This window comes from Leifsonia sp. NPDC056665 (assembly GCF_042791795.1).
GTDB lineage: Bacteria > Actinomycetota > Actinomycetes > Actinomycetales > Microbacteriaceae > Leifsonia.
In genome coordinates this window covers 1-24,535 of the sequence record NZ_JBHTXK010000025.1, presented here as the reverse complement: position 1 = coordinate 24,535, position 24,535 = coordinate 1, and the positions used below count along the sequence as shown (strand labels likewise).

Here is a 24,535-nt window from a genome sequence, read left to right as displayed (position 1 = left end):
AGCGCCTGAGCGACTAACCGACCGGGGTCTCCACCACCGCCGCTGCCTCCGCACGTCGGTAATGTCGCAGCACCAGCCACAGCGTCAGTATCCCGGCCGCCGCCACGATCGCCAGCGCGACGACATAGAGGATCGTGGCGAGCGCCTCCACCTGGTTCACCGTGCTCTGCTGCAACGACCCGTTCTGCAACTGCTGCACCGCGTCGCCGTTCAGCAGCACGGCGAAGAAGGACGCCACGTCCCCCGCCGAGTCCCATGCCGCGTGCAGCAGCGACACGCACGCGTAGGTGAGGAGGATCCACCACGACCAGCGGAACCGCCTCCGGCCACGGGCCGATCCGAAGATCACCGCGCCGAGGATCGCCGTCCACAGCACGTGCCCGACCGGCGCGAGGATGGCGCGCACCAGCTCCGTCTGCAGCAGCGAGACGAGGTCGATCCCGCGGGAGGTGATGGCCGCGTTGAAGGCGTAGCCCGCGGACTCGAACGCCGCGAACCCGGCGCCGATCGTCGCGCCGAGCAGCGCGCCCTGCTTCGCGGTCTTGGGCACGGTGCGCCAGCCGAAGATCACCAGCAGCACCACTTTGACGAACTCCTCGATCAAGCCGACCAGCCCGTAGATCCAGAAGCTCTGATGGAGGTCGGCCTCCAGCAGCGACGCCCCGAGGACGCCGAAGATGCCTCCGACGAAGAACGCGAGGATGAGCTGCAGCGTGCTGATCGAACCGGTGACCCGCTCGATGGCGAACAGCACGACGCAGAACGGCACCAGGAAGCTGCCGAGCAGGATCAGCGTCGGGACGAGGTTGCTGTTGCCGGTCACCGCCGTGACGACGATGGTGACGATCCACAGCGCGAACCCGGCGATGAGCGTCTTCCACCACCAGCCGTGGTGGTGGTGCGGATGGTCTCGACTCTCGACGTTCAGCGTTTCAGCTGCGGTCATGCCGCAGACGGTACCCCGATATCGGGACGACGTCGCGGTTGGTGATCGTGAACGCGAGCTGCGCCGCCGGGCCGAAGACCGGCAGGGCACGGGCGGCGGCCGGGAGGTCGAGCACCGCGTGGATGACGTTGCGGTCCTGCGGGTCGGGCGTGAGCACGAGCTCGTCCGCCATCTGCCCGAGCTGGTTGATCGCTCCGGGGACGGCACTGTTCCAGCCCGTCCACGCCCCGAACCGGCCGTCCGCGGCGCGGCCGATGTCGACGATGAGCACGTCCTGCCAGTCGCCGACCTGCTCCAGGTTGCTGGAGAAGTCGAAGACGCCGTTGCGGGTGATGACCTGGTAGACGCGCAGGGTGAGCGCGTAGCGGGAGAGGTCCTCGCTGAGCCGGGCGTAGTCGGAGGCCGGTTGCGCGGCGGCCGTGGTCGCGGCCGCGTCCGCCGCCAGGTCGTGGGACACCGACGCGACCGCCGCCGCGGCCACCGCGGGCAGCGTCGGGTCGAGCGGGTTGTCGAGCGCGACGTTCACCGGCTCGAGCGACGGCGCCTCCCGTTCCTGCTCCTCCTCCCCCGCGGCGAGCGACTCCGCGAAGCGGTGCCACCAGCCCTGGCGTGCGGCCGGCGCGGGAGGTGCGCTCGGCGCCGGAGCGACGGCCGGCGCCGGGTCGTCGCCCACCCCCGGCGTCACGTGCGTCGGCGGCAGGTCGGTCGGCGGCTCCTTCGAGAACAGGAACGTCCCGACCAGCGGGATCGGCGCGTCCACCGAGTCGTCGCCCGGCGCGCCGGGGGCGTGCTGCGCGATCTCGGCGTTGAGCTGCACCGGGTTGTAGTGCACAGCCTTCTGCTCGGTGATCAGCACCGACAGCCCGCGGATGGCGAGCTGGAGGTCGGCCTGCCAGGCGACGTCGGGCTGCGCGGCGATGACGGAGGCGGGCGGGAGCTTGCTCAGCTCCACCTGCACCGACCAGTGGCCGAACAGGAAGCGCGACAGGTTCTGGTAGCCCTCCTCGGAGTTGACCTCCCCGTACGGCCCCGAGTGCGACTTGTAGACGAACGCCCGGTGCGCGCCCTTCACATAGGCGTTCTCGATGAGCACCAGCCCGTCGCTGCGCGGCCCGACACCGAGCTTCGCCAGGTTGTAGTCGTTCTGGTCGGTGCCGATGATGCAGAACACGTCGTCGACGTCGAAGACCTCCGGCGGGATGATCCGCGGATCCCAGGCCACCCCGATCGGCTTGTCCCCGAATTTCTTCCCGGGCGTCAGGTAGCCGTACATCTTCGGCGGCGAGAAGATGTCCGACCCGGCCGGGCCGAAGGTCTCCATCAGCCAGTTGAGGAGGCCGCCGGTGAAGACGATCCCGCCGTGCGGCGTCGCGTACGTGCAGAACTTGGCGACCAGCTCCTTCGCCGGGATGCGGCCGTCCTCCTCGCACACCTTCTGCATCATGCAGCGCGCGACCAGGCCGCCCATCGAGTGCGCGACCAGGAAGACCTTGGGCGCGCCGGTCTTCTCGCGGACCATCAGCACGAGGTCGTACAACTCGCGCGCTGCCTGCTCGATGTCGAAGCCCTGCGCGCTGGTGTGCTCCTTGACGAGGTCCTCCGTCCAGGTGATCGCCCGGTCGAACAGGTTGCCGCTGCGCGGCGTCGGCGCGGCGTAGGTGGTGGCGGCCTCGTCGTAGAAGCGGTGGATCCAGATCGACTTCTGCGGCAGCGAGCCGTCGGCGGCCGTCGCGAGCAGCTCCTTCTGGCTGCCGCGCACGAGCACCTGGTAGGCGCGCTCCCCCAGCAGCCGCAGCAGCGGACCCTCGAACTGGTAGAACATCGGGTCGCCGTCCCCGTTGACCCGGGTGTGGGTGGCGCCCTCGTTGAAGCCGTAGAAGGGATCGTTGACCGTGGAGTCGATCTGACTGGTCGGGCCGGCATACCCGCGGCAGTAGACGATCGGCAGCTCTTGCACGGACACAGGGTCCCGCCGATCGTGAGGAAGTGTCAAGACCGGACGGTCTACCGCGGGACGACGAAGGCGGCCGGCCGCAGGACTGCGACCGGCCGCCTCACGCGTCGGGAACCTCAGCCGCCGATGCGGATGAGCTTCTTGTTCACGAACTCGTCGGCGCCGAAACGGCCGAGCTCACGGCCGGAACCGGAGCGCTTCACGCCGCCGAAGGGCAGCTCCGCGCCGTCGGCGAGCACGACGTTGACGAAGACCATGCCGGCCTCGATCTGGTCGGCGACCCGGAGGGCCTGCTCCTCGTCGGTCGTGTAGAGGTAGGAGCCGAGGCCGAACGGGGTGTCGTTGGCGATGCGCACCGCGTCCGCCTCGTCCTTCGCCCGGAACACCTGCGCGACCGGTCCGAAGAACTCCTCCTTGGAGGCCGGGTTCTCCGGGGTGACGTCGGTGAGCACGGTCGTCTCGAAGAACGCGCCGTCGCGGCCGCCGCCGCGCACCAGGGTCGCGCCGTTGGCGACGGCGCGCTGCACCTGCTCGTCCAGACCCTCCGCCGCGCGGAGCGACGAGAGCGGGCCGAGGGCCGAAGACTCGCTGGTGGGGTCGGTGGCCTCCACCTCGGCGAGCTTGGCGGTGAACTTCGCCAGGAACGAGTCGTACAGCTCGTCCGCGACCACGAAGCGCTTGGCCGCATTGCAGGACTGGCCGCTGTTGTCGAGCCGGGCGTCGACCGCGTTCTGCACGGTCGCGTCCAGGTCGTCGGTCGACAGCAGGATGAACGGGTCGGACCCGCCCAGCTCCAGCACGACCTTCTTGAGGTTGCGCCCGGCGACCTCGGCGACGGCGGCGCCCGCGCGCTCCGAGCCGGTCAGCGAGACGCCCTGCACGCGCGGGTCGGCGATCACGGTCTCGATCTGGTCGTGCGACGCGTAGATGTTGACGTAGGCGCCCTCCGGGAAGCCCGCGTCCAGGAACATCCGCTCGATGGCGGCGGCCGACTCCGGGCACTGCTCGGCGTGCTTGAGCAGGATGGTGTTGCCGATGATCAGGTTCGGGCCGGCGAAGCGGGCGACCTGGTAGTACGGGAAGTTCCACGGCATGACGCCGAGCAGCACGCCCAGCGCCGAGCGGCGGACGACCGCGGAGCCGGCGCCGTCGAGCAACTGGATCGGCTCGTCCTTGAGGAACTCCGACGCGTGGTCGGCGTAGTACTCGTAGATCGCCCCGGCGAAGTCGACCTCGCCGAGCGCCTGCTCCACCGGCTTGCCCATCTCGCGCACGATGATGTCGGCCAGCTCCTGGCGGCGCTCCACGTGCAGCTCACCGACGCGGCGCACCAGGGCGGCGCGCTCCTGAACCGTGGTCGCCTTCGACCAGGTGCGGTACGCGTTCTCGGCCGACGCGATCGCGGCCTCGAGACCGGCATCGGTGATCGTGTCGAAGGTCTTGACCGTCTCGCCCGTGGCGGGATTGGTCACGGCGTAGCTCATGTTGCTCCTTATTCCTACAGTGACGGGGTCGTGGCCCTGGGGTGAACGGGGCGGAGAAGCCCTCGAGAAGACACTACGGGTCCGGTGTCGGCTCGCGCTACGAGTCGAAGCCGAGCCCCACCGCATCCAGGGTCTTCTGGAGGACGTTGCGGCGTCCTTCGTTGTGGTCGGCGCGGTTCAGCGCCCACCGGCTGAGGTTGATGCCGGTGCTCGCCAGCGGCTCCGGCGGGAACGGGCTCGGCTTGCTCCTGACCATCTTCAGCTCGGTCAGCTCGGTCGACGTCCCGCCCAGGAGGTCGAGCAGCACGCGCGCGGCGAAGCGCGTGCTCCCGACGCCGAGCCCGGTGAAGCCGCTCGCGTAGGCGACGCGCCCCGCGCGGGCCGTGCCGTAGAACGCGCAGAACCGGCTGCAGGTGTCGATCGCGCCGGCCCAGCGGTGCGTCGCCCGGATGCCCTCCAGCTGCGGGAACGTCGTCAGCAGATGACCGGCGAGCCGCTCGAACGTGGCCCTGCGCTCCTCGTAGACCGGCTCCACCCGGCGGCCGTAGTGGTAGACGGCGTCGTAGCCGCCGAACAGCAGCCGGTTGTCGCGGGAGAGCCGGTAGTAGTGGAACTGGTTGGCCATGTCGCTGAGGCCCTGGCGGTTCTTCCAGCCGATGTCGGCAAGCTGGGCGTCGGTCAGCGGCTCGGTCATCAGCACGTAGTCGTAGACGGGGACGGTCATCAGCCGGTTGCGCTTCAGCAGCGACCGGAACACGTTGGTCGCCAGCACGACGCGGTCAGCGGTCACGACCGTGCCGTTGACCGGCAGGCGCACCGGGCCTGAGCCGTCCGTCTCCACACCGCCGACCGGCGAGCCCTCGTAGAGCTCGACGCCGAGCGCCTCGCAGGCGTCCGCGAGGCCGCGGGCCAGCTTGGCGGGATGCACGAGGGCGGCGTCGCGGCGGTTCCAGACTCCGGCGAGGTAGGTCGGCGAGTCCACCTCGTCGCGCACGGCCTCCTCGTCGAGGTACTCGCCCTCCCCCTCGGCAGCGGCCTCCTCCGCCCAGGCGACCTGGTGCGGCTCGACCGCGACGTTCAGCAGCCCGGTGCGCTCGAAGTCGGCGTCGACGCGCAACTCGGCGAGCGTCCGTTCGATGGCGTCGAGGTTCTCCCTGCCGAGCTGCTGGAGGCGGTCGAACTCCTTCGGGAACCGGCCGCGGCCGTTGACCTCTCCGTGGGTGAGGCTGGCCTCGCAGAAGCCGCCATTGCGCCCGGAGGCCGCCCAGCCGATCCGCTCGGCCTCCAGCAGCACCACGCGCCGCCCCGGGTGCTCCTGCTTGGCGAGCAGTGCGGCCCAGAGGCCGAGGTAGCCGCCGCCCACGACCGCGAGGTCGGCGCGGAGCGGCTCCTCGACGGCGGGCCGCCGGGCGGCGGGCGCGTCGGCGATCCAGAACGAGCCGTGCTCGCTGCCCTCCAGGAGGTGCGCGACGGCGGAGGCGGAGGGGGCGTGCCGTTCGAAGACGGTCGTGTGGGGCATGGAGCTCCTGTCGAAAGGGTGGAAGGGGAGGTGAGGCCGCTCAGGCGACCGGGTCGGGCTCCGCCCGCGGCACCGAGTCGAGCAGCAGGCGGGTGTACGGGTGCTGCGGGTCGGAGAGCAGGTCGACGGTCGCGCCGCTCTCCACGATCTCGCCCGAGCGCATCACCACCGTCCGCTCGCAGACCGTGCGCACGACGCCCAGGTTGTGGCTGATGAAGAGCACCGTCAGGCCGCGTTCGCGCCGGAGGTCGGCGACCAGCTCGAGCACCTGCGCCTGCACCGAGACGTCGAGCGCGCTGGTCGCCTCGTCCATGACGAGCAGCGCGGGCTCGATCGCGAGCGCGCGGGCGATCGCGACCCGCTGCCGCTGGCCCCCGGACAGCGTGCGCGGCAGGGCCTGCGCGTGCGCCTCGACGAGCCCCACCTGGCCGAGCAGTTCGAGCACCTGCGAGCGCGCGCCCGCGGTGCTGAGGCCCGGGTGGTGGAGGCGCAGCGCGTCCTCCACGGCGCGGCCGGCGGTCATCCGCGGGTCGAGCGAGAGGTACGGGTCCTGGAACACCATCTGCACGCGGCGCGCGTGCCGCAGCCGGTCGGCGCGCGTGCGCGGGCGCCCGGCCTGGGCGACCCCGTCGATCTCGACCGTGCCGGAGTCCGGCCGCTCGAGTCCGACGATCATGCGCGCCAGCGTCGACTTGCCAGAGCCGGACTCCCCCACGACGCCGAGCGCCTCGCCGGACGGGATCGCGATGGTTGCGCCGGCGACCGCGCGGACCGGACCCCGGCCGCGCACCTGGTAGGTCTTGGCGAGGTCGTGCACGTCCAGCACGGGAGGCGCGCCGGCTCCGGCCCGCTCGCGCGGCTCGTCACCGGTCACCTCGATGGTGGGCGTCGCCGCGACCAGCCGCTGCGTGTACGGGTTCACGGGCTGACGGAGCACGCGGGCTGCCTGGCCGTGCTCGATGACCTTCCCCTCGCGCATCACGTAGACGCGGTCGCAGAAGGCGGCGGCGAGGGTCAGATCGTGGGTGATGAACAGCATCCCCATCGCGCGCCGGTCGCGCTGCTCGGCGAGCACGTCGAGGATCTGCGCCTGCGTCGTGACGTCGAGCGCCGTGGTCGGCTCGTCGCAGACCAGCAGCTTCGGCGATCCGGCCAGCGCGCCCGCGATCATCACACGCTGCAGCATCCCGCCGGAGAACTCGTGCGGGTACTGCCGCAGGTGCTGCTCGGGATACGGCAGGTGCACCGCCTCCAGCAGCTCCACGGCGCGGGCGCGGGCCTCCGCAGCCGGACGGCCCTCGCCGAGCCGCAGGGCCTCGGTGAGGTGGTCGCCGATCGTGCGCATCGGGTTGATCCCGGCGCGCGGGTCCTGGAACACCATCGCGGCCGTGGTGAGGCGCAGCCTGCGCAGCCCGGCGCGGCCCGCGGTCAGCACGTCCGTGCCGTCGAGCCGCACGGCGCCGGTCGTCTCCGCCCGATCGGGCAGGAGGCCGAGCACCGTGCGCGACGTGACGGACTTGCCGGAGCCGGACTCCCCCACCAGCCCGACGGTCTCGCCGTCGGCCACCGCGAGGTCGATGCCGTCGAGCAGGCGCCGGCCCATCGCTCCCTTCGCAGTCGAGGGGAGGTCGAGGGTCAGCCCGGAGATCTCGAGCAGGGTCATGGGAGGGTCCTTCCACCGATCCGGTCCGAGAGCTCCTCGCCGATCACGTTCACGGCGACCACGACGATCACCACGGCGATGGCGGGCACGATCGCGGGCAGGAAGTATCCGCCGGCGACCCCGGCCTGGGCCTCGTTGATCATCGCGCCCCAGTCGGCTGTGGGCGCCTGGACGCCCAGGCCGAGGAACGACAGTCCCGCGAGCTCGGCGAGAACGTAGCCGAAGTTCAGCGTGGACTGCGCGCCGACGGTCGGCGCAACGTTGGGCAGCACCCGCCTCACCGCGATCCACGAGCCCGCGAACCCCTGCACCCGGTACGCCGAGACGTAGGGGCGGGACCGCTCCGTCGCGACGAGCTGGCGCGTCAGCCGGGCCACGAACGGCGAGTACGCGATGCTCATCGCGATCACCGGGGCCACCAGGCCCTTGCCGAACAGCGCGACCGCCATGATCGCGATGAGCAGCGACGGGAACGCGAACAGCACGTCGAAGACGCGGGCGAGCGTGGCGTCGAGCCAGCCTCCCCGCCAGCCGGCGACGAGCCCGAGCACGATGCCGAGCAGCGTGGACGCGATGACGACCAGCAGCGGCCCGAGCAGCGCCGTGCGCGCGCCGAAGATCATCCGGCTGAGGGTGTCGCGGCCGAGCGCGTCGGCGCCGAGCCAGTGCGCGGGGCTCGGGTTGGCGTAGACGGCCGAGAAGTCGACATGGTCCGGGTCGTAGGGCGCGATGAACGGGGCGAAGACCGCCGCGAGCGCGATCACGGCGAGCACGACGAGCGCGACGGTGAAGCCGAGCCGCGCGGGCTTCCGCACGGTCGAGCGCATCACCTTCAGCGCGAGGGTCGGGGTCGGGGCGCTCATCGTCCGGCCTCCCCCGCCGCCGCGCGCGGGTCGATGACCGGCTCCAGGAGGTCGACGATCGCGTTGACCACGATGAACGCGGTCACCACGAACAGCACGATCGCCTGCACGACGGGGAAGTCCAGCCGGTCGACCGACTGCACGAGCAGCGAGCCCATGCCGGAGATGCCGAACGCCGACTCCACGATGGACGTCGCGACCAGCAGGCCGGCGACCAGCATGCCGCTCACCGTCACGATCGGCCCGATCGCGTTGCGGAAGACGTGCCGCCGCACGACTGTCGCGCGCTTCAGGCCGCGACTGGTGGCGACCTCCACGTGCTCGCGGCCGAGCTGCTCGACCATCGACATGCGCGTCACCTTTCCGATCAGGACCACGAAGACGATCGCCAGCGCGATCGAGGGGAGCACCAGGTGGTAAGCCATGTCGAGGAGGCCGGTGCCCGAGCCGAACGCGGGGAACCAGCCGAGCTGCACGGCGAAGACCGCGATCAGCACGATGGAGCCGACGAACGACGGGATGGCGCCCAGCACGGTCAGCAGGGTCAGGGTCGCCCGGTCGGCGATCCTGCCGCGGTTGAGCGCGGCGACCGTGCCGGCGACGAGGCCGACGACGGTGATCATCAGGCCGGCCATGATGACGAGCCCGAGGGTCACCGGCAGCCGGTCGCCGATCACCGTGGCGACCGACTGGCGGTACTGCAGCGAGCGGCCGAAGTCGCCGTGCAGCATCCCGCCGACCCAGTTCAGGTACTGCTGCCAGGGCGGCAGGTTCAGGCCGAACTCCGCGGTGACCTGGGCCACCGCCTCCGGGGACGGCTTGCGCCCCCGGAGGAGGAAGCCCACCGGGTTGCCTGGGACGAGGAAGCGGGAGAAGAAGACCAGGAGCGAGGCGAGGAACAGCGTCAGCAGGAGCGAGCCGAGCTTGCCCGCGACCCGCCGCGCCGCCGCCTTACCGCGCGCCAATCGTCGCCGCCCACGGGTAGTAGAGGAAGGCGACGGACGGCGCCACTCCGGTGATCTTCTTGCCGACGAACACGGTCATCGGCCCCTGGAAGAGCGGCAGCCACGGGAGCTGCTGGTTGGCGATCTTCTGCAGCTCCGCCGACTTCTCAGCGCGCGCCTTCGGGTCGGCGATGCCGACGGCCTGGTCGACCAGCGCGTCGAAGCCCGGGTCGGACCAGTTGCCGTAGTTGCTGAACTGGCCGGTGCGCAGCACGCCGTACATCTCCAGCGGGTCGGGCGTGGAGAGGTACCAGGAGGTGTAGAACAGGTCGACGCCCTGGCGCGCGGTCGGGTCGGAGAACAGCGTGGTGTACGAGTCGGGCGTCATCGTCTGGATCTTCGCCTTCAGCCCGATCGACTCGGCCGCCGCGGCCGTGGCCTGCGCGACGACGCTGAAGTCGGCGCCCATCGGGGCGGTGCGGATGGTGATCGTCTTGCCGGTGGCCCCGGCCTTCTCGACCAGCTTCTTCGCCGCGGCGACGTCGTATCTGTAGGGGTCCAGACCGCTGAACGCCGCGTTCTTCGTGGCGTCCGCCGCCTGGCCCCACACCGACTCCGTGGTGAGCGCGTTGGTGACCGAGCCGTAGCCCTTCACCGCGGCGTCCACGATGCCCTGCCGGTCCATCGCCATCAGCAGCGCCTTGCGGACGTCCAGGTCGCCGAGCACGCCCTTCAGGTTGCCGACGATCAGGCTGCCGACCGCGGTGTTGAGGCCGAAGTAGAGCTTCCCCGCGCTGGTCGCGTTCAGCTTCTGGATGGCCTCGGTCGGCACCATCCAGCCGCCGTCGACCTGGCCGGACGTCAGCGCGTTCACCCGCGCGTTCGGGTCGGTCATGAACAGGATGGTGACCTTGCCCGCCTTGGCCTTGAGCTTCGGGTCCCAGTACTTGTCGTAGCGGGTCAGCGTCACCGACTCGCCCGACTTCCAGGAGGTCAGTTCGAACGGCCCGGTGCAGTTGACCAGTCCGATCGAGTTGCCGTAGTTCTTGCCCTTCGCCGCGAGCGTGGCGGCGGACTCCACGACACCGGCGGCGCCGCTGATCCCGAGGTTGAACTGCGAGTCCGGCTTGGTCAGGGTGACCGTGACCTCCATCGGCCCGGTCTGGTCGATGGACGCGACGTTCTGGTAGACGGAGAACCACGACGATCCCACCGCGGGGTCGAGGTGGCGACGCATCGACGCGACGGCGTCTGCGGCGGTCATCGGGGTGCCGTCGTGGAAGGTGACGCCCGGCCGCAGCTCGTACACCCACGTGGTCGGCGTCGGGTTGGAGTACGACTCCGCGAGTCCGGGAGAGATCGTGTAGTCCGGGTTCAGCCGCAGCATCGACTCGCAGACGTTGGAGAGCACCTGGTTGTCGGAGTAGTCGAACGCGTACGCGTAGTCGAGCGAGTACGGCTCCGCATACGAGACCCAGGTGAAGGAGTCGATGTCGCGGGAGGGGGCGGGCGTCTGGGCGGTGAGCCGGTAGGACGGGTGGGCGCCGGACGATGAGGCGCCGGAGCCGGCGGGCGAGCACGCGGCGAGCGCGAGCCCGGTGACGAGGACGGCGGCCGTCGCGAGGACGAGACGGCGTCGGGTGCGGTGTCGAGGCATTGCGTGATCCTCCTGTGCAGTGGGGGCGGGTTGGCTGTCGGGGGTGGTCAGGCGCTCGCGGCGACCTGGTCGCGGACGTAGACGGGCACGCCGCCGACCCAGGTGGAGACGACCGTGCTCTCGTGGATGCGGCCGGCCGGCACCGCGAACGGGTTGGGCTCGATCACGACGAGGTCGGCGCGGTAGCCGGGGGCGATCGTGCCGGTGTCGTGGTCGCGGTGGTTCACGTACGCGGAGCCCGAGGTGTAGGCGGCGAACGCGGTGGCGAGGTCGAGGCGCTGCCGCTCTCCCCCGAGCGGGGCGTCGCCCGATCCCGGCGACACGCGGTTGACGGCGATGTGGATGGCGGCGATCGGGTCGGCGCTCGAGACCGGCCAGTCGCTGCCGGCGGCCAGCCGGGCGCCGGCCCGGTCGAGGTCGCCGAACGGGTACTGCCTGGCCTCCAGGCCGTCCTGGAGGAACGGCAGCGTCAGCTCGTCGAGCTGCGTCTCGTGGCAGGCCCAGAGCGCCTGCAGGTTGGCGACGGCGCCGAGCCCCGGGAAGCGGGCAGCGTCCTCCTCGGACACCACCTGGAGGTGGGCGACGTGGTGCCGGCCGTCGCTGTCGCCGTTGGCGTCGCGCGCGGCCTCCACCGCGTCCAGGGCCTCCTGCACGGCGCGATCGCCGAGCGCGTGGAAGTGCACCTGGAAGCCGAGCCGGTCGAGCTCGGTGACGTAGTCGGCGAGCCGCTCCGGGGCGATGAACGACAGGCCGGAGTTGGCCGTCTCGTGGCCGTGCGCGTCGAGGTAGGGCGACTTCATCGCCGCGGTGAAGTTCTCGGCGACGCCATCGACCATGATCTTGACCGTGCCGAGCGTGAAGCGGTCGTCCCCCAGCCGCTCGAACTCGTCGCGCCGCCGCACGATCGCGTCGACCTGCTCTGCGCCGGTGTCGCGGAGCCACCACTGGGCGCCGCGGACGTGCGCGATGAGGGTGTCCTCCTCCAGCGCTCGGCGGTAGGCGGGGAGGTTGGCCGGCATCGAGGCGACGACGCCGATCATGGCGTCCTGCCAGCCGGTGACGCCGAGCTTCAGCAGCTCGCTCTGGGCGCGCAGCAGGCCGGCGTAGGCGAGGTCGGCGTCGATGTCCGGCTTGACCGCGTCGAACAGGTCGCCCGCGCCCTCGTGGAACGTGCCGGCCGGGAAGCCGTCGGCCTCCCGCTCGATGCGCCCGTCCACGGGGTCGGGCGTGCTCGCGTCGAGCCCGGCGAGCCGGATCGCGGCCGAGCTCGCCCACAGGCTGTGGTGGTCGCGGCTGGCGACGAGCACCGGCCGGTCGCCCACTACGGCGTCAAGCAGGCCACGCGCGGGGGCGCCGCCCGGGAAGTGGTCCATCGACCAGCCGCCGCCGAGGATCCAGGCATTCGCGTCATCCGTCGCGGGATGCTCCGTCGCGTACTCGGCGACCCGGCGCAGCGTGTCCGCCGCGTCGGCCGAGTCGGCCAGCGAGCACTGCAGCAACTCGACGCCGCCGCCGACCGGGTGGATGTGCGCGTCCTGGAAGCCGGGGCTGAGCAGCGCCCCGCGCAGGTCGACGACCTCGGTGGCGGGGCCGCGGTGGGCCTCCGCCGCCGCCTCGGTCACCAGCCCGAGGATGCGGCCGTCGCCGATCAGCACGGCATGGCCGGCAAGCGGCTGCCCTGTCCCGGTGAAGATCTGACCTCCGGTCAGGATCACGTCTGCGTCGGCCATCGCCCTGGTTCCCTTCGTCATCGAGTGGATCGAGGCGATGCTAGAAGACTTTCAACACCAATGTCAACACTGCTGACATGTCTGTTGACATGGGCTAGGGTGGACGCGTGACTGAAGCGATGACGCACGACCACTCGAAGCGCCTCGATCGCGCCGCGATCGTGAAGGCCGGGTTGGAGATCGCCTCCAGCCCGCGCACCGCCACGATCTCCATCCGCGCGCTCGGCACCGCGCTCGGCGTCGACCCGACCGCGGTCTACCGCCACTTCCGCGGCAAGGACGACCTGATGAAGGCCCTGCTGGACGAGGTGCAGGCGGTCGCGCTGGCGCGCCTGTCAGATGTGGAGGGCGACTGGCGCGACCGCCTCCGCGCCCTCTCCCGCGCGACGCTCGACACCTTCGTGCAGTACCCGGCGATCGCCCTGGAGGCCACGGTCCTCACCACCAACGGCCCAGCGGAGCTCGCGACCATCGAGTTCATCCTGGCCGCCTTCGCGGAGGCCGGTCTCAGCGGCTCGGACCTCGTCCGCCACTACGCGCTGTTCGCGTCGTTCGTGCTCTCCGAGGCCGCCGGCATCGCCCGCGGCCGCACCACTCTGTCGGCGACCAGCGACGACACCCGCGTCAGCAACGCCTGGTTCGAGGGCCCCCTCCTGGTCGACCCGCTCACCCACTCCCACATCGCCTCCGTCGCCGCCGAGCTCCGCGACCTCCGCGACGAGGACATCTACCGCATGGGGGTCGACGCCATCCTCGACTCCGCCGAACGCGCCGCCCCCTAAGCCGCCCGAGCCCGCCGCCCCCGCGCCGCGGCCTTCCACCCGAAGTCGATCACCACCGCCAGCACCAGGATCCCGAGCAGCGCGAACGCCGTCGTCGGCTCGTTCACGAGCGTGGTGGTGCTGAAGATCACGAACGTCCCGAGCGTGGCCAGCAGGCCGATCACCAGCACCACGATGTTGCCGCCGGTCTCGTGCCGGATGCGCAGGTGGGCGATGCTCACCGCCGAGAACACCAGCAGGGCGACCGCGCTGCCGATGGAGGCGATCGCGTTGAGGTTGAAGAACGACACCAGCACGATCGCCAGCACCGCCATGACGACCAGTCCGGCCGGGAAAGGTCCCCACTTGCGGCCGAAGAACGGCGGGAACTGGCCGACGCTCGCCAGGTGCTGCGTCATCCCGATGGACGGGTAGAGGCCGGCGTTCACCGCGCCGGTCGTCGAGAACAGCGCCGTCACCACCATGAGCACGTACCCGGCCTGCCCCAGCACCGGCTTGGCGGCCTCGGCGAGCGCGGTCGACCCGTACTTCACGACCTCGTCGGCGGTGAGCGTGCCGAACACCCCGAGCGACACCGCGACGTACACCGTCGTGGCGATGAGCAGCGCGAAGTAGATGGCCCTCGGCAGCTGGCGCGCCGGGTTCGGGAGGTCCTTCGCCGTGAACGTGATGACGCCGAAGCCGAGGAAGGCGAAGAACGTCAGTGCGACGCTGGAGATGATCTGCTGCCAGCCCGGATAGCCGGAGGGCGCGAGGAGCGCCGGGTTCCAGGTCGCGATCGTGACGACCGCGAACACCACCAGGATGACGAGAACGACGCTCACGATGACCGATTGCACGCCCGCGACCGCCGTCGAGCCGATGGTGTTGAGCCCGCTCATCACCAGGATGAGCAGCACGCCGAGCACCTTCGCCCAGAAGGGGTCGTCGTGCGCGACGACCGAGCTGGCGTAGCTGCCGAAGGACGACGCGATCATCGCGACCACGATCGACCCTGCGGTGAAGAACAGCCACGCGCCGATCCCGGCGATGTGGCCCTCCCCGAAGCCTTTCGACAGGAACGTCAGGATGCCGCCGCCGGAGGGGTACTTGGACCCGAGCTTCGCGAACGAGTAGCCCTGCAGGAAGGCGATGATCCCCGCGATCAAGAAGGACAGCCAGACCGCCGCGCCGGCGACCGCGCCCGCAGCTCCCAGGAGGGCGAAGATCCCCGCCCCGACCATCGAGCCGACCCCGATGTAGGTCGCCTGCAGCACCGTCATGTGCTTGGCGCCCGTTGTCGAACTCATCCGCGACCTCCGATCCCACTCCCCAGCGGCGTCCGGCCGCGGGCGCCGCGCGCGGGGGGTTGAACCGCCGCGGCGCCCGGAGCCGGTGATCCGTGCGCGCTAGCCCAGCGCGCGCGCCTTGAGGTGCGCGAACTCGTCCTGCGTGATCGCGCCCGCGTCCAGCAGGGCCTGCGCCTTCGCGATCTCGTCCGCCGGGCTCGTCGTGGAGGTGACGTCGCGGATGTGCGCGTCGACCGCGGCCTGCGTGTCGACGGCCTCCTTCATGTTGCGCTCCGCCATGCCGCGGCCGCGGGCGATGAGGTAGATCAGCGCGGTGAGGAACGGCACGAAGATCAGGAAGATGATCCAGACCGCCTTCCACCAGCCGTTGAGCTTCTGATCGCGGAACAGGTCGCCGATGATCGCGAACAGCGCGAACAGGTAGGCGACGAACGCGAAGCACCAGAAGAACAGCCAGACGGTACTCCAGAAGTTGCTCATTTCGGTCCTCCCCCTCCCATGCCGGGCCACTGACCGGCGACCGGAATGTAACCCCGCCCGGACGTCTCTGGCTACACCCGGTTTTCGCGCACGATTCCCTACTTCCCATCCCGGCCGGGGTGATGCATCCTGTGGCCGGACGGGGAGCCGGCGGTGGGGAGGCCGATCATGGAAATCGCCTTGGTCATCATCGAGGGGTGCGTCGTCATCGGCGCCATCGTGCTGGGGGTCAGGACCGGCGGGATCGGCCTGGGGCTGTGGGGTGTCGTCGGCACCGCGATCCTCGTGTTCGTCTTCCGGCTGCCGCCCGGGTCGCCGCCGATCGACGCCTTCTTCATCATCATCGCCGTGATCACCGCGTCCAGCGCGATGCAGGCCGCCGGCGGCATCGACTACCTGGTGTCCATCGCGTCCAAGATCATCCAGCGCAACCCGAGGCGCCTCACCTATGTGGCGCCGCTCGTCGCGTTCGTCTTCACCGTGCTGTCTGGCACGTCGAACATCTTCTTCGCGCTCATCCCGGTCATCTACGAGACCGCGTACCGCAACGGCCAGCGGCCCGAGAAGGCGCTCGCGGCCTCCACCGTCACGTCGGGCCTGGGCATCACGGCGAGCCCGGTGTCCGCGGCGATGGCCGCCTACCTGGTGCTGATGGAGTCGAAGGGCTTCGGCCTCCCGCAGGTGCTGGCCATCACCATCCCGTCGGCGATCGTCGCCTGCATCGTGACCTCGTTCGTGCAGCAACGGGTCGGCAAGGAGCTGCTCGACGACCCGGTGTTCCTCAAGCGCGTGGAGGCCGGGACCGTGGAGGTCCCCGCCGCGCTGGAGCGCCGGTACGAGCAGCAGGTCGGCCTGGCGGCGCCCGCAGCGGCGGCCGTGGGCGAGGAGGGGGCCGGCACTCCCGCCGCCGCCCCTGCCGCCGTCGCCACCAAGCCGCCGCGCGGGGCCGGCCGGCTCTCCAAGGAGGAGGCCTCCGCCATCGAGCACCCGGTCCCGCCGGGCGGACGTACAGCCGCGTGGATCTTCGTCGTCGGCACCCTGCTCGTGGTGCTGCTCGGCCTCTTCCCGTCGCTGCGCCCGGCCTTCCCCGACGCGGAGGGCAAGCCGCAGCCGCTCGCGATGGCGATCGTGATCGAGATGGTGATGTTCACCGTCGCCCTCGTCATCATCCTGGTCCGCCGGGTGAAGCCGTCGCTCGTGGTCGAGCAGCCGCTGCTGCGCGCGGGCTATGTGGCGGCGGTCGCGCTGTTCGGGATCGCGTGGATGGCCGACACGTTCATCTCCGCCAACGAGGAGACGATCATCAAGCCGCTCGGCGAGCTCATCCAGGCGAACCCGCTGCTGCTGGCCGTCGCGCTGTTCATCGTCTGCGGTCTGACGACCAGCCAGTCCGCGACCACCAACACGCTCATCCCGATCGCGCTGACCGCCGGGCTCGCCCCCGGGGTGATCACCGCGATGTGGCCCTCCCTGATCGGCGTCTGGCTGTTCCCGGCCAACGGCTCGCAGATCGCGTCGGTGGAGACCGACCGCACCGGGTCGACCAAGCTGACGCAGGTGCCGATCTGGCACTCCTTCACCATCCCGATGTTGGTGTCCTGGGTCGCCGTCGTGGCCTCCGGCCTCCTGATCCAGCTCGTCATCCACTGACCGCCGCATCCCGGAGGAGACACCATGACCGACACCGCAGCCGACGTGACGGCAGCCGCGAAGGAGCTGATGCCCGACGTGCTCGAGCGGCTCGACGCCCTCGTGCGCATCCCGTCCGTCGCCTTCCCCGGCTTCGACCCCGAGCCTGTGCACCGCATGGGCCAGGCGGTGGTGGAGATGTTCGCGGCGGCGGGCGCGGAGGGCGTCCGCCTGCTCGACGTGCCGGGAGGCTACCCCTGCGTGTACGCCGACCTGCCCGGCCCCGACGGCTCCCCCACAGTCCTGCTGTACGCGCACTACGACGTGCAGCCGGCGCCGGAGAGCCAGGGCTGGTCCAGCCGGCCGTGGGAGCCGACCCGCAAGGAGAACGGCCGCATCTACGGCCGCGGCGCCGCCGACGACAAGTCCGGCCTGGTCGCCAACTACGCCACGCTGAAGCTGCTCGGCGCCGACCGGCCCTGCCGCGTCATCCTGCTCTCGGAGGGCGAGGAGGAGACCATCTCGCACCTGGAGGCCTTCGTGGAGGCCAACCCCGCGCTGTTCGCGTGCGACGCCGCGGTCATCGCCGACATCGGCGGCCAGGAGGTCGGCCGCCCCGGCCTCACGGTCGCGCTGCGCGGCGACGTCGCGTGCACCGTCACCGTGCGCACGCTCGCCAACCCGGTCCACTCGGGCGAGTTCGGCGGGGCGGCGCCGGACGCGATGACGGCGATGATCCGCATCCTCGACACCCTGCACGACGAGAACGGCGACACGGCGATCCCCGGCGTCGACTCCGGACGGTGGGACGGGGCTGCGATGGACGAGCCGGTGTACCGGGAAGGGTCGGCCATCCTCCCCGGTGTCGCCTTCCTGGGCACCGGTTCTTTGGCCGACCGCATCTGGATGAAGCCCTCGGTGACGGTGCTCGGGATGGACCTCCCGAACACCGCCGAGGCGTCGAACGTGCTGCTGCCGTCGGTGACGGCGAAGCTGTCGATGCGCATCATCCCCGGCTCGGACGGCGACGCCCAGCTCGAGGCTCTGATGGCGCACCTGCGGTCGCAACGGCCGTGGAACTGCGTGGTCGAGGTCGAGAAGGTGAAGGTCGGGCACGCGTTCCGGGTCGACGAGAGCCACCCCGCGATCTCGGCCGCGATGGACGCGATGCGAGAGGCCTACGGTCGCGATGTCGAGTCGATCGGCAGCGGCGCCTCCATCCCGTTGGTCGCCTCCCTGAAGAAGGTGTCGCCGGAGGCGGCGATCCTGCTGTGGGGCGCGGAGGACACGAAACAGTCGCGCATCCACGCCTCCGACGAGTCGGTCGACCCGGACGAGATCGAGCGGATCATCATCACCCAGACCCTCTTCATCCGGAAGCTCTCGGCCGCGATGTAGGCCGGCACGGGACGCGGGGACGGTCGATGCGGGAGCTCGCCAGGTTCGCGGGGGCGGTGGCAGTCGTCGCCCTGGTCGCCCTCGCGACGACCCCCGGCCCCGCGCTCAGCACAGTGCGGCTGGTGGACGCGCTGGTGGTGCTGATCGCGGCAGCGCTGTGCGCCTTCTGCGCGGGAGTGGCGGAGGTGCGGCGGGCGCGGGAGCGGGATGCGGATGGCGCAATGCTCAGCGCCGAGCGAAGTAACGCGGTGAGGTAGTCACGGTCGGTTTAGCCGCGCCCACGTAATTAGCAATGACAGGGGTGGCGGATACGATCAAGTCATGCCGGAATTCGACGCGCCGTCCCGCTGCAGCAGCGGTTCGCCTGTTCGATTTCGCTGGTTCGGCGTGCCGACCGCGGTACAAAACGAAGACCTCGACGCCGCGAGTGAGGCGTTCATGATGGCGCTGAAGCCGGAAGGACGTGTGTGGAACCCCTTTGCAGAACGGATGGTCCGAGCCGAATTCCGGGATCGAGTTCAAGCAGCATCGCGTGGAGAGCTGGTCCCTGTCGACGAGGTTAAGCCCGTCGACGTGCGTTACCCGCCTCCGCTCTATGAGATCCGATGGCAGGACATTCCGGTTACCGATCGAGTCGGCGACGACTTCGTCCACAGCACAGCCCTCGTGCGCATGTATCACTCGGAGCCCGAAGTAGCACCCAATCACTTCATCGGACACCACATTCACGAGAAACTGATCGACGTGAGCGACATCAACAGGGAACAGAACGCGGAGATCCGCGTAGCCAAGTCGTTCTACGACCTCGGGGAGTCCACCAACTGGGGGATAGCCCCCGGCGTGGATGTCGTATAGTTTTTAGTCTATGAACGAGGCAGAAATGGTGCGCATCGACGCGCTCGCGGATGACCTTGTCGCTGAGCATCGGCTTCTCATGCGGGCCCTCGTCGCCCAGCGTAAAGCGCACAACCTGACTCAGGAAACGGTTGCCGAGCGAATGAGCGTGAGCCAGCCGACCGTCGCAGCGTTCGAGCGTTACGATGCCAACCCGACGCTTTCGACCATCCGTCGTTACGCGCTGGCCGTTGGTGCCGGTATCCGACACCATGTCGACGATCGATGTAGCGATGCTGAGATCGAGCTGGGGATGATCGCAGCGGGTACCTACCAGTGGCTGCATCAGCCCGCGGCGCTGGCCTGGTCGAACAACGTGATTCTGGAGCCGGCGATTGTCTGACGACTCGACCGCGCCACTGACGGTTGTCGACCTGCTCCGCGAAGTCCAGTTGCTCGGCATCCAGCAAATCGAACTCGGCGCAGCACGCGGCACCGGCGACATGGCGGACAACCCGCAGGCAGAGCCAACCTACGGGCTGCAGATGACGGGCCGCGACGACGACAAGGCGTTCCGGGTCGGCCTGCGCACGGAGATCCTTATCGGCAACGGATCGATCCTGTCGAACATCGAAGCCGAGTACGAACTAAGCACGGTCGCCTACTCCAGCATCATTGAGCAGACCAAGATTGACTTCGCCAACGAGGTCGCCGTCATGGCGATCCTGCCCTACACTCGCCAAGCGATAGCAGACATCTCCGCAAGAGTGTTCGGTGCAGCGCTGCTGATGCCCATCATCCAGCGGGGCCAGCTGGTATTCAGCCTCCCACTGGCAACTCATTCCGCCGAGTAGATCCGCCGAACGGGATGGGGCGGTCCGGAAGCCGCCTGTGTAGTTTGGTCCTATGACCGACCTCCCGGACGCGCTCCCCGCCGACTACGAGCCCGCGCACGTCTTCCGCGTGGTCGCGATGCCGCTCGATCGCGGCTGGGGCGTGTGGCTGCGCGCCGCCGACGACAGCGTCATCCACAGCTTCGGGATCGGGCTGCCTCCGGAGATGCCGTTCCGTCCCGACGTGCTGGAGGTGCTGGGGCCGGTGCTCAACCTGCAGTTCAAGCTGGCGTACATGGACGACTCTGCCTGGGACGAGCTGGGGAACCACTGGTCGGCTGTCGTGTACGAGTACACGCGGTAGCTCAATCGTCAGCGCCCTCAGTCATCGGGCGTCGTCACCTGCTCGACGCCGTCGCCGTCCTCCACGGTGCCCGGCACGGTCCCCTCGTAGAGGTACGCCGCCGCCTCCGGCCACGCGCTGGCGTCCACCAGGCGGAACACGTCGACCGCCGCGGCGCCCTCGAACGCCGCCGCGGCCCTGATCACCGCGGGAGGCCCGGCGCCGACGATCGGGAGCCGCCTGCTGAGGCTCTCGGCGGAGTCCTCCGGGTAGAGGAGGACGGCCACGAACGTGCCGTGCTCCTCGTCCATGACCCACCCCCGAAAGTCCTCTTCGCACCGCAGCCAGGACGCCGCGCAGCCATCCGGCACCTCCCCGAACCGTGTGGCCGCATGATGCACCAGCCGTCACGAGCGCGGCAAGACGTCACGGCGCCTCGCCCGGGGGACAAAATCTCGGGAATAGCCAAGGCCGTGCCGTTGGAGGCAGAATCCGAACATGAGCGAAGCCAACGCCACCGGCCCGACCGCCCTCGGCCCCGGCACCATCCCCGGGGGCATCCCACTCAAACTCCACCTGAGCGAGCCGGAGTACGCCGCGCTCGTCCGGATCGCGCTGCACCGCCACACCACGGCGTCCCACCTCGTGGAGACGCTCGTCCTGCGCGCACTCGAACACGCCGAGGTGCCGCCGCCGGCCGACTCGTCGCCGAAACGCTCGCACACGACGTACGACGAGGCGACCCGCGGGTTCACCAGGGACGGGGAGCGGGTGACGCTGCCGGAGCGGTGAGCCGTCAGCTGTTCGTATTGAGGGTGTAGCGGGCAGTGGCGCAGCCGCTCACCAGCCAGCCGCCCGGCGCGGCGATCGTCTGCACCTTCGTGAGCCCGGTCGAGTGCACGTGGGGTCGCGCCGTGCCCGGCACCCAGACCTCCAGCCCGCAGTTCGCGCTCTGCGTCGCCCCGGCCAGCAGGAGGTCCGCGCCGTTCGCCGTCAGCATCGTCACAGTCCCCGGCGCCGAGCGCGGGTAGGCGCGGCCGAGCACGCGCAGGAGGTCGTCGCGCTGGGGGGCGTCGCCTCCGGTCGTGCAGTCCTGCACCATCAGGCCGTCGCCGGTCTTGCCGATGCCGTTCTGCGGGTCGCCGCAGGCCTGCTTCCACACCCAGTAGGCGCTGCCGAGCCGGTTCGCGTCCTCGGCCTTCGCATAGCGGGCGAGGCGCGCGTCCACATCGGAGGTGTCGCCCCAGTAGCCGTACTCCCCCGACCAGAGCGGCGCCCCGTACTCGTCGGCGACCCGCTGGGCGAGGGTGAACTGCCGGTCCAACCCGACGATCGGAGGGAGGCCGAGCGAGCGGTCCATCGTGATCGACTCCGCGTAGAGGTGCGGCGAGAACACGATGTTCCGGTCGGACGTGAAACCGGGCGTCGGCCCGCTGTCGAAGCCGAGCCCCGACCAGAGGATGCTCGGCTCCACGACCACGAGCTGCTGCGACCCGGCCGCGCGGATCGCCCCGATCGCCCGGTCGTAGAACCGGCCGAGCAGGTACGACGTGGTGACCGGCGCCGTCTCGCCGAACCCCGGCTCGTTCAGGAGGTCGTAGCCGGCGACCGTGGGGTCGTCGCGGAACACGGCCGCCAGCTTCCCCCACGTGGCGACGAGCGCCGACTGCACGCCGTCGGTGTCGAAGTAGAAGTTCTGGAACGCCCGGTCGCCGGCCGGCGAGATGTCGCGTCCGGTGAACTGGCAGCGCGGCGCGCCGTCGGTGATGGTCGCCCAGGCCGGTGCGCCGTCGTAGCCCCACATCGGGTCGGTGCCGGGCCGGCAGTCCGTCCCGGTAGGCGTCGCGCCCTTCCACCAGCCGTCCTGATGCATGTCGAGCACGATGTAGAGGCCGTGCTCGCGCGCCCAGCCGACGGCCTGCTCGACCGTGTGGAGGTAGCTGCTCGACAGCGTCCCGCGCTGCGGTTCGAGCGCCGACCAGGAGAGGTTCAGCCGCACCACGTCGAAGCCCTGCGCCGCGATCCCCGCGAAGTCGGCCTCCGTGAGCGGGCGGGTCGCCGGCACGCCCTTCGTCGGCTGGTAGAAGTCGACGAGCTGGTTGACGTTGACGCCGCGCAGCAGCACCTGGTCGCCGCGGCCGTCCGTGATGACCCGGCCAGAGGCGCGGAGGAAGCCTGCCGGCGCCGCACCCGGGCTCGCACCGGCCGCGGAGGCCGGCGCCCCCGACGGCACCGCGACCGCGGCCACCAGGCCGATCACGACGATCGCCGCGGCCGTCGCCTGCGCCACGCGCACGCGGCCCGCGGCCGGGATGCGCTCCACCACGAGCGCGGCGACCCCCGCCACCCAGCCGACGCACGCACCGAACGACAGCCCGTCGGCGATCATCACGTAGGCGGCCATCCCAGGCCACAGGTCGCCGTTCAGGCCACCGTCGACCGCGAACGCGACGACCGCCTGCACGACCCCGACCAGCCCGCCCGCGACCAGCGCCGCGAGCCAGCCGCCCAGGACGCCGGGGACGCGCCGCCGCATCCAGTTCAGGCACAGCAGCGTCGCGAACGCGATCAGCAGCACCGCGACGATCACCGACAGCGGCCCGTGGTCGGAGCGCGCCACCGGGGCGCCGGGAGCGTACGCGGCGCTCGTCCACGAGACGCCCGCGAGCAGCGGGGCGGCCGCCGCGACGAGCGCGGCGGGGATCCACGGCGGCCCGCAGCGGTGCACGACCCGTCGGGTCGGGCCGCCGAACCATCGTGCGAAAGCCGCTACGAACAGCGCGGCGGGAACCGCCTTCGCCGTCACGTAGCCCGCCGCCCACGCGCTGACCGCGAGGTTCCACGTCATCACGAGGGCGGCCGCCGCCTGCGCGAGCAGGACCGCCAGCACGATCCCGGCCACCAACGTCCAGTACCGCTCGCCGGCGCGGAGCGCTGCCCACCACGTCATCCCGAGCAGGACGGGGAGGAACACCAGATACGGGGCGACCGGCCAGATGCCCGCGGCCACGGACGGCTGCGCCCCCGGCCAGCCGACCAGCGCGAGCAGGCCGGTCGGGTCGAGGACGGCCTGGAGGACGACCAGGAGCAGCGCGGCGGATACCGCTACAAGGGGACGGCGGACCGACTTCATGGCACTCCATCGTGTCAAGGCTTCAGGCGCATGCCGACGATGGCAGCCAGCACAGAATCCTTTATTTGGCACTCAGTGTCAAGTTGCGCCGGGTGGGAGGATGAAACCGTGACCGAATCGATTCTGCTCGTCTCCGGAACGTCTTCCGGCATCGGCCTCGCGACCGCGATCGCCGCCGCCCGCCACGGGTTCACCGTCGTGGCCACGATGCGCGACCTCGGCAAGGCGTCCGCGCTGCAGGCTGCGGCCGACGCCGCCGGCGTCTCGCTCGACCTTCAGCCGCTGGATGTGACGTCGCCCGCCTCCATCGAGGCCTGCCTCGACCACATCCGGTCGACCTACGGCCGCCTCGACGCCCTCCTCAACAACGCGGGCTCCGGGCATCTCGGGACGGTGGAGCTGGAGTCCGTCGACGACGTGCGCGCCGTGATGGAGGTCAACTTCTTCGGCGTCGTCGCCGTCACCAAGGCAGCCCTGCCGCTGCTGCGCGAGAGCGGCGGCCGCGTCGTCACCGTCTCCAGCGTCGGCGGCGTGGTGGGCCAGCCGTTCAACGAGGCGTACTGCGCCGCGAAGTTCGCCGTCGAGGGCTTCATGGAGTCGCTGACCCCCGTCGCCGCGACCGTCGGCGTCCGCGTCAGCGTGGTCGAGCCCGGCGCCGTGACGACCGAGTTCGTCGCGAGCGTGCAGGCGCAGGAGCCGCCGGCCGTGGCCGGGACGCCGTACGAGAGCGCGCTGAGCGCGTACCTCGCCCGCACCGCCGCCGCGTTCGACCCGGCCACGGCGCAGACCCCGGAGGGCGTGGCCGAGGTGATCGTGGAGACGCTGACCGCAGCAGAGCCTCCCGCGCGCGTGCAGACCTCCGAGGCGGCGCGGCGCTTCGCGGGCGTCAAGCTCGCCGACCTCGACGGCGCCCACGTCCAGGCCGTGACCCGGCACTGGGTCACCACCGCCTGAGCCGCCCTCCTGGCGTCGAGGGGCACGTAAACGCCCCTAAAACACGCTTTTAGGGGTTCCTTCAGAGGAGAGGCTGACGGGAGGGGGTGGTGCTCGGGAG

23 protein-coding genes are annotated in these 24,535 nt (G+C 70.6%); 10 read left to right on the top strand and 13 right to left on the bottom strand.

What is annotated here, in order from left to right; all coding sequences use genetic code 11:
* Positions 1-13 precede the first annotated feature (13 nt).
* From ACFQ9V_RS17885 to ACFQ9V_RS17845, 9 genes are all read right to left on the bottom strand, one after another.
* A complete protein-coding gene (locus ACFQ9V_RS17885; protein ID WP_382460472.1) occupies positions 14-946 on the bottom strand; it encodes a PrsW family intramembrane metalloprotease in 933 nt (310 codons plus the stop codon).
* On the bottom strand, positions 933-2,903 hold the full coding sequence (locus ACFQ9V_RS17880) for an esterase/lipase family protein (protein WP_382460471.1): 1,971 nt from the start codon (positions 2,901-2,903) through the stop codon (positions 933-935). The genes ACFQ9V_RS17885 and ACFQ9V_RS17880 overlap by 14 nt, the downstream gene beginning before the upstream one ends.
* 113 nt (positions 2,904-3,016) lie before the next feature.
* Positions 3,017-4,384 carry an NAD-dependent succinate-semialdehyde dehydrogenase gene (locus ACFQ9V_RS17875; protein WP_382460470.1) on the bottom strand — a complete coding sequence of 456 codons (1,368 nt, stop codon included), beginning with the start codon at positions 4,382-4,384 and terminating at the stop codon, positions 3,017-3,019.
* 97 nt (positions 4,385-4,481) lie between these two features.
* Positions 4,482-5,903 carry an NAD(P)/FAD-dependent oxidoreductase gene (locus tag ACFQ9V_RS17870; protein ID WP_382460469.1) on the bottom strand — a complete coding sequence of 474 codons (1,422 nt, stop codon included), beginning with the start codon at positions 5,901-5,903 and terminating at the stop codon, positions 4,482-4,484.
* 40 nt (positions 5,904-5,943) lie between these two features.
* A complete protein-coding gene (locus tag ACFQ9V_RS17865; protein WP_382460468.1) occupies positions 5,944-7,566 on the bottom strand; it encodes a dipeptide ABC transporter ATP-binding protein in 1,623 nt (540 codons plus the stop codon).
* Positions 7,563-8,429 (bottom strand): ABC transporter permease, encoded by an 867-nt coding sequence (locus ACFQ9V_RS17860; protein ID WP_382460467.1) that lies wholly within the window; start codon positions 8,427-8,429, stop codon positions 7,563-7,565. The genes ACFQ9V_RS17865 and ACFQ9V_RS17860 overlap by 4 nt, the downstream gene beginning before the upstream one ends.
* The gene (locus tag ACFQ9V_RS17855) at positions 8,426-9,394 is read right to left on the bottom strand and encodes an ABC transporter permease (protein ID WP_382460466.1); all 969 of its coding nucleotides are present in this window, start codon (positions 9,392-9,394) and stop codon (positions 8,426-8,428) included. Before ACFQ9V_RS17855 ends, ACFQ9V_RS17860 begins: the two co-directional genes overlap by 4 nt.
* Positions 9,381-11,030, bottom strand: a complete 1,650-nt coding sequence (locus ACFQ9V_RS17850; protein ID WP_382460465.1) for an ABC transporter substrate-binding protein — start codon at positions 11,028-11,030, stop codon at positions 9,381-9,383. The genes ACFQ9V_RS17855 and ACFQ9V_RS17850 overlap by 14 nt, the downstream gene beginning before the upstream one ends.
* Before the next feature lie 47 nt (positions 11,031-11,077).
* The gene (locus ACFQ9V_RS17845; protein ID WP_382460464.1) at positions 11,078-12,760 is read right to left on the bottom strand and encodes an amidohydrolase; all 1,683 of its coding nucleotides are present in this window, start codon (positions 12,758-12,760) and stop codon (positions 11,078-11,080) included.
* Positions 12,761-12,867: 107 nt separating this feature from the next.
* Here ACFQ9V_RS17845 and ACFQ9V_RS17840 point away from each other — a divergent pair, with 107 nt between their 5' ends.
* Entirely contained in the window at positions 12,868-13,542 is a 675-nt protein-coding gene (locus tag ACFQ9V_RS17840) for a TetR/AcrR family transcriptional regulator (RefSeq protein WP_382460463.1), read from the top strand.
* Here ACFQ9V_RS17840 and ACFQ9V_RS17835 read toward each other — a convergent pair.
* Positions 13,539-14,831, bottom strand: coding sequence for an APC family permease (locus ACFQ9V_RS17835; protein ID WP_382460462.1), 1,293 nt, complete (start codon positions 14,829-14,831; stop codon positions 13,539-13,541). The two genes, ACFQ9V_RS17840 and ACFQ9V_RS17835, sit on opposite strands and share 4 nt — an antisense overlap.
* A 99-nt stretch (positions 14,832-14,930) precedes the next feature.
* A complete protein-coding gene (locus ACFQ9V_RS17830; protein ID WP_382460461.1) occupies positions 14,931-15,311 on the bottom strand; it encodes an SHOCT domain-containing protein in 381 nt (126 codons plus the stop codon).
* Between the two features lie 168 nt (positions 15,312-15,479).
* Between ACFQ9V_RS17830 and ACFQ9V_RS17825 the strand changes: the two genes are divergently transcribed.
* The 7 genes from ACFQ9V_RS17825 (at position 15,480) to ACFQ9V_RS17795 (ending at position 20,369) form a co-directional block, all read left to right on the top strand.
* Complete coding sequence (locus ACFQ9V_RS17825; protein WP_382460460.1) at positions 15,480-16,961, top strand: anaerobic C4-dicarboxylate transporter family protein; 1,482 nt, start codon at positions 15,480-15,482, stop codon at positions 16,959-16,961.
* Positions 16,962-16,985: 24 nt separating this feature from the next.
* On the top strand, positions 16,986-18,338 hold the full coding sequence (locus ACFQ9V_RS17820) for a M20/M25/M40 family metallo-hydrolase (protein WP_382460459.1): 1,353 nt from the start codon (positions 16,986-16,988) through the stop codon (positions 18,336-18,338).
* A gap of 56 nt (positions 18,339-18,394) precedes the next feature.
* Positions 18,395-18,595 (top strand): hypothetical protein, encoded by a 201-nt coding sequence (locus ACFQ9V_RS17815; protein WP_382460458.1) that lies wholly within the window; start codon positions 18,395-18,397, stop codon positions 18,593-18,595.
* Positions 18,596-18,659: 64 nt separating this feature from the next.
* A complete protein-coding gene (locus ACFQ9V_RS17810; protein ID WP_382460457.1) occupies positions 18,660-19,193 on the top strand; it encodes a hypothetical protein in 534 nt (177 codons plus the stop codon).
* Between the two features lie 10 nt (positions 19,194-19,203).
* Positions 19,204-19,575: a helix-turn-helix domain-containing protein gene (locus ACFQ9V_RS17805; protein WP_382460456.1), complete on the top strand. Its 372-nt coding sequence runs from the start codon at positions 19,204-19,206 to the stop codon at positions 19,573-19,575.
* Positions 19,568-20,026, top strand: a complete 459-nt coding sequence (locus ACFQ9V_RS17800; RefSeq protein WP_382460455.1) for a hypothetical protein — start codon at positions 19,568-19,570, stop codon at positions 20,024-20,026. Before ACFQ9V_RS17805 ends, ACFQ9V_RS17800 begins: the two co-directional genes overlap by 8 nt.
* Before the next feature lie 52 nt (positions 20,027-20,078).
* Positions 20,079-20,369 carry a hypothetical protein gene (locus tag ACFQ9V_RS17795; protein ID WP_382460454.1) on the top strand — a complete coding sequence of 97 codons (291 nt, stop codon included), beginning with the start codon at positions 20,079-20,081 and terminating at the stop codon, positions 20,367-20,369.
* A 17-nt stretch (positions 20,370-20,386) separates the two neighbouring features.
* Here ACFQ9V_RS17795 and ACFQ9V_RS17790 read toward each other — a convergent pair whose 3' ends face one another.
* Positions 20,387-20,659: a hypothetical protein gene (locus tag ACFQ9V_RS17790; protein ID WP_382460453.1), complete on the bottom strand. Its 273-nt coding sequence runs from the start codon at positions 20,657-20,659 to the stop codon at positions 20,387-20,389.
* 187 nt (positions 20,660-20,846) lie between these two features.
* Here ACFQ9V_RS17790 and ACFQ9V_RS17785 point away from each other — a divergent pair, with 187 nt between their 5' ends.
* A complete protein-coding gene (locus ACFQ9V_RS17785; RefSeq protein ID WP_382460452.1) occupies positions 20,847-21,140 on the top strand; it encodes a hypothetical protein in 294 nt (97 codons plus the stop codon).
* A 4-nt stretch (positions 21,141-21,144) separates the two neighbouring features.
* Here ACFQ9V_RS17785 and ACFQ9V_RS17780 read toward each other — a convergent pair whose 3' ends face one another.
* Complete coding sequence (locus ACFQ9V_RS17780) at positions 21,145-23,481, bottom strand: glycoside hydrolase family 5 protein (RefSeq protein ID WP_382460451.1); 2,337 nt, start codon at positions 23,479-23,481, stop codon at positions 21,145-21,147.
* Positions 23,482-23,589: 108 nt separating this feature from the next.
* Between ACFQ9V_RS17780 and ACFQ9V_RS17775 the strand changes: the two genes are divergently transcribed.
* Positions 23,590-24,435 (top strand): SDR family NAD(P)-dependent oxidoreductase, encoded by an 846-nt coding sequence (locus ACFQ9V_RS17775; RefSeq protein ID WP_382460450.1) that lies wholly within the window; start codon positions 23,590-23,592, stop codon positions 24,433-24,435.
* Positions 24,436-24,535: the final 100 nt, after the last annotated feature.

What these genes read in the sequence shown, in the direction of transcription:
- ACFQ9V_RS17885 (WP_382460472.1), bottom strand. Translation starts at nt 946, where the DNA reads ATGACCGCAGCTGAAACGCTGAACGTCGAGAGTCGAGACCATCCGCAC.
- ACFQ9V_RS17875 (WP_382460470.1), bottom strand. Translation starts at nt 4,384, where the DNA reads ATGAGCTACGCCGTGACCAATCCCGCCACGGGCGAGACGGTCAAGACC.
- ACFQ9V_RS17870 (WP_382460469.1), bottom strand. Translation starts at nt 5,903, where the DNA reads ATGCCCCACACGACCGTCTTCGAACGGCACGCCCCCTCCGCCTCCGCC.
- ACFQ9V_RS17865 (WP_382460468.1), bottom strand. Translation starts at nt 7,566, where the DNA reads ATGACCCTGCTCGAGATCTCCGGGCTGACCCTCGACCTCCCCTCGACT.
- ACFQ9V_RS17860 (WP_382460467.1), bottom strand. Translation starts at nt 8,429, where the DNA reads ATGAGCGCCCCGACCCCGACCCTCGCGCTGAAGGTGATGCGCTCGACC.
- ACFQ9V_RS17850 (WP_382460465.1), bottom strand. Translation starts at nt 11,030, where the DNA reads ATGCCTCGACACCGCACCCGACGCCGTCTCGTCCTCGCGACGGCCGCC.
- ACFQ9V_RS17845 (WP_382460464.1), bottom strand. Translation starts at nt 12,760, where the DNA reads ATGGCCGACGCAGACGTGATCCTGACCGGAGGTCAGATCTTCACCGGG.
- ACFQ9V_RS17835 (WP_382460462.1), bottom strand. Translation starts at nt 14,831, where the DNA reads ATGAGTTCGACAACGGGCGCCAAGCACATGACGGTGCTGCAGGCGACC.
- ACFQ9V_RS17830 (WP_382460461.1), bottom strand. Translation starts at nt 15,311, where the DNA reads ATGAGCAACTTCTGGAGTACCGTCTGGCTGTTCTTCTGGTGCTTCGCG.
- ACFQ9V_RS17825 (WP_382460460.1), top strand. Translation starts at nt 15,480, where the DNA reads ATGGAAATCGCCTTGGTCATCATCGAGGGGTGCGTCGTCATCGGCGCC.
- ACFQ9V_RS17820 (WP_382460459.1), top strand. Translation starts at nt 16,986, where the DNA reads ATGACCGACACCGCAGCCGACGTGACGGCAGCCGCGAAGGAGCTGATG.
- ACFQ9V_RS17810 (WP_382460457.1), top strand. Translation starts at nt 18,660, where the DNA reads ATGCCGGAATTCGACGCGCCGTCCCGCTGCAGCAGCGGTTCGCCTGTT.
- ACFQ9V_RS17805 (WP_382460456.1), top strand. Translation starts at nt 19,204, where the DNA reads ATGAACGAGGCAGAAATGGTGCGCATCGACGCGCTCGCGGATGACCTT.
- ACFQ9V_RS17795 (WP_382460454.1), top strand. Translation starts at nt 20,079, where the DNA reads ATGACCGACCTCCCGGACGCGCTCCCCGCCGACTACGAGCCCGCGCAC.
- ACFQ9V_RS17790 (WP_382460453.1), bottom strand. Translation starts at nt 20,659, where the DNA reads ATGGACGAGGAGCACGGCACGTTCGTGGCCGTCCTCCTCTACCCGGAG.
- ACFQ9V_RS17785 (WP_382460452.1), top strand. Translation starts at nt 20,847, where the DNA reads ATGAGCGAAGCCAACGCCACCGGCCCGACCGCCCTCGGCCCCGGCACC.
- ACFQ9V_RS17780 (WP_382460451.1), bottom strand. Translation starts at nt 23,481, where the DNA reads ATGAAGTCGGTCCGCCGTCCCCTTGTAGCGGTATCCGCCGCGCTGCTC.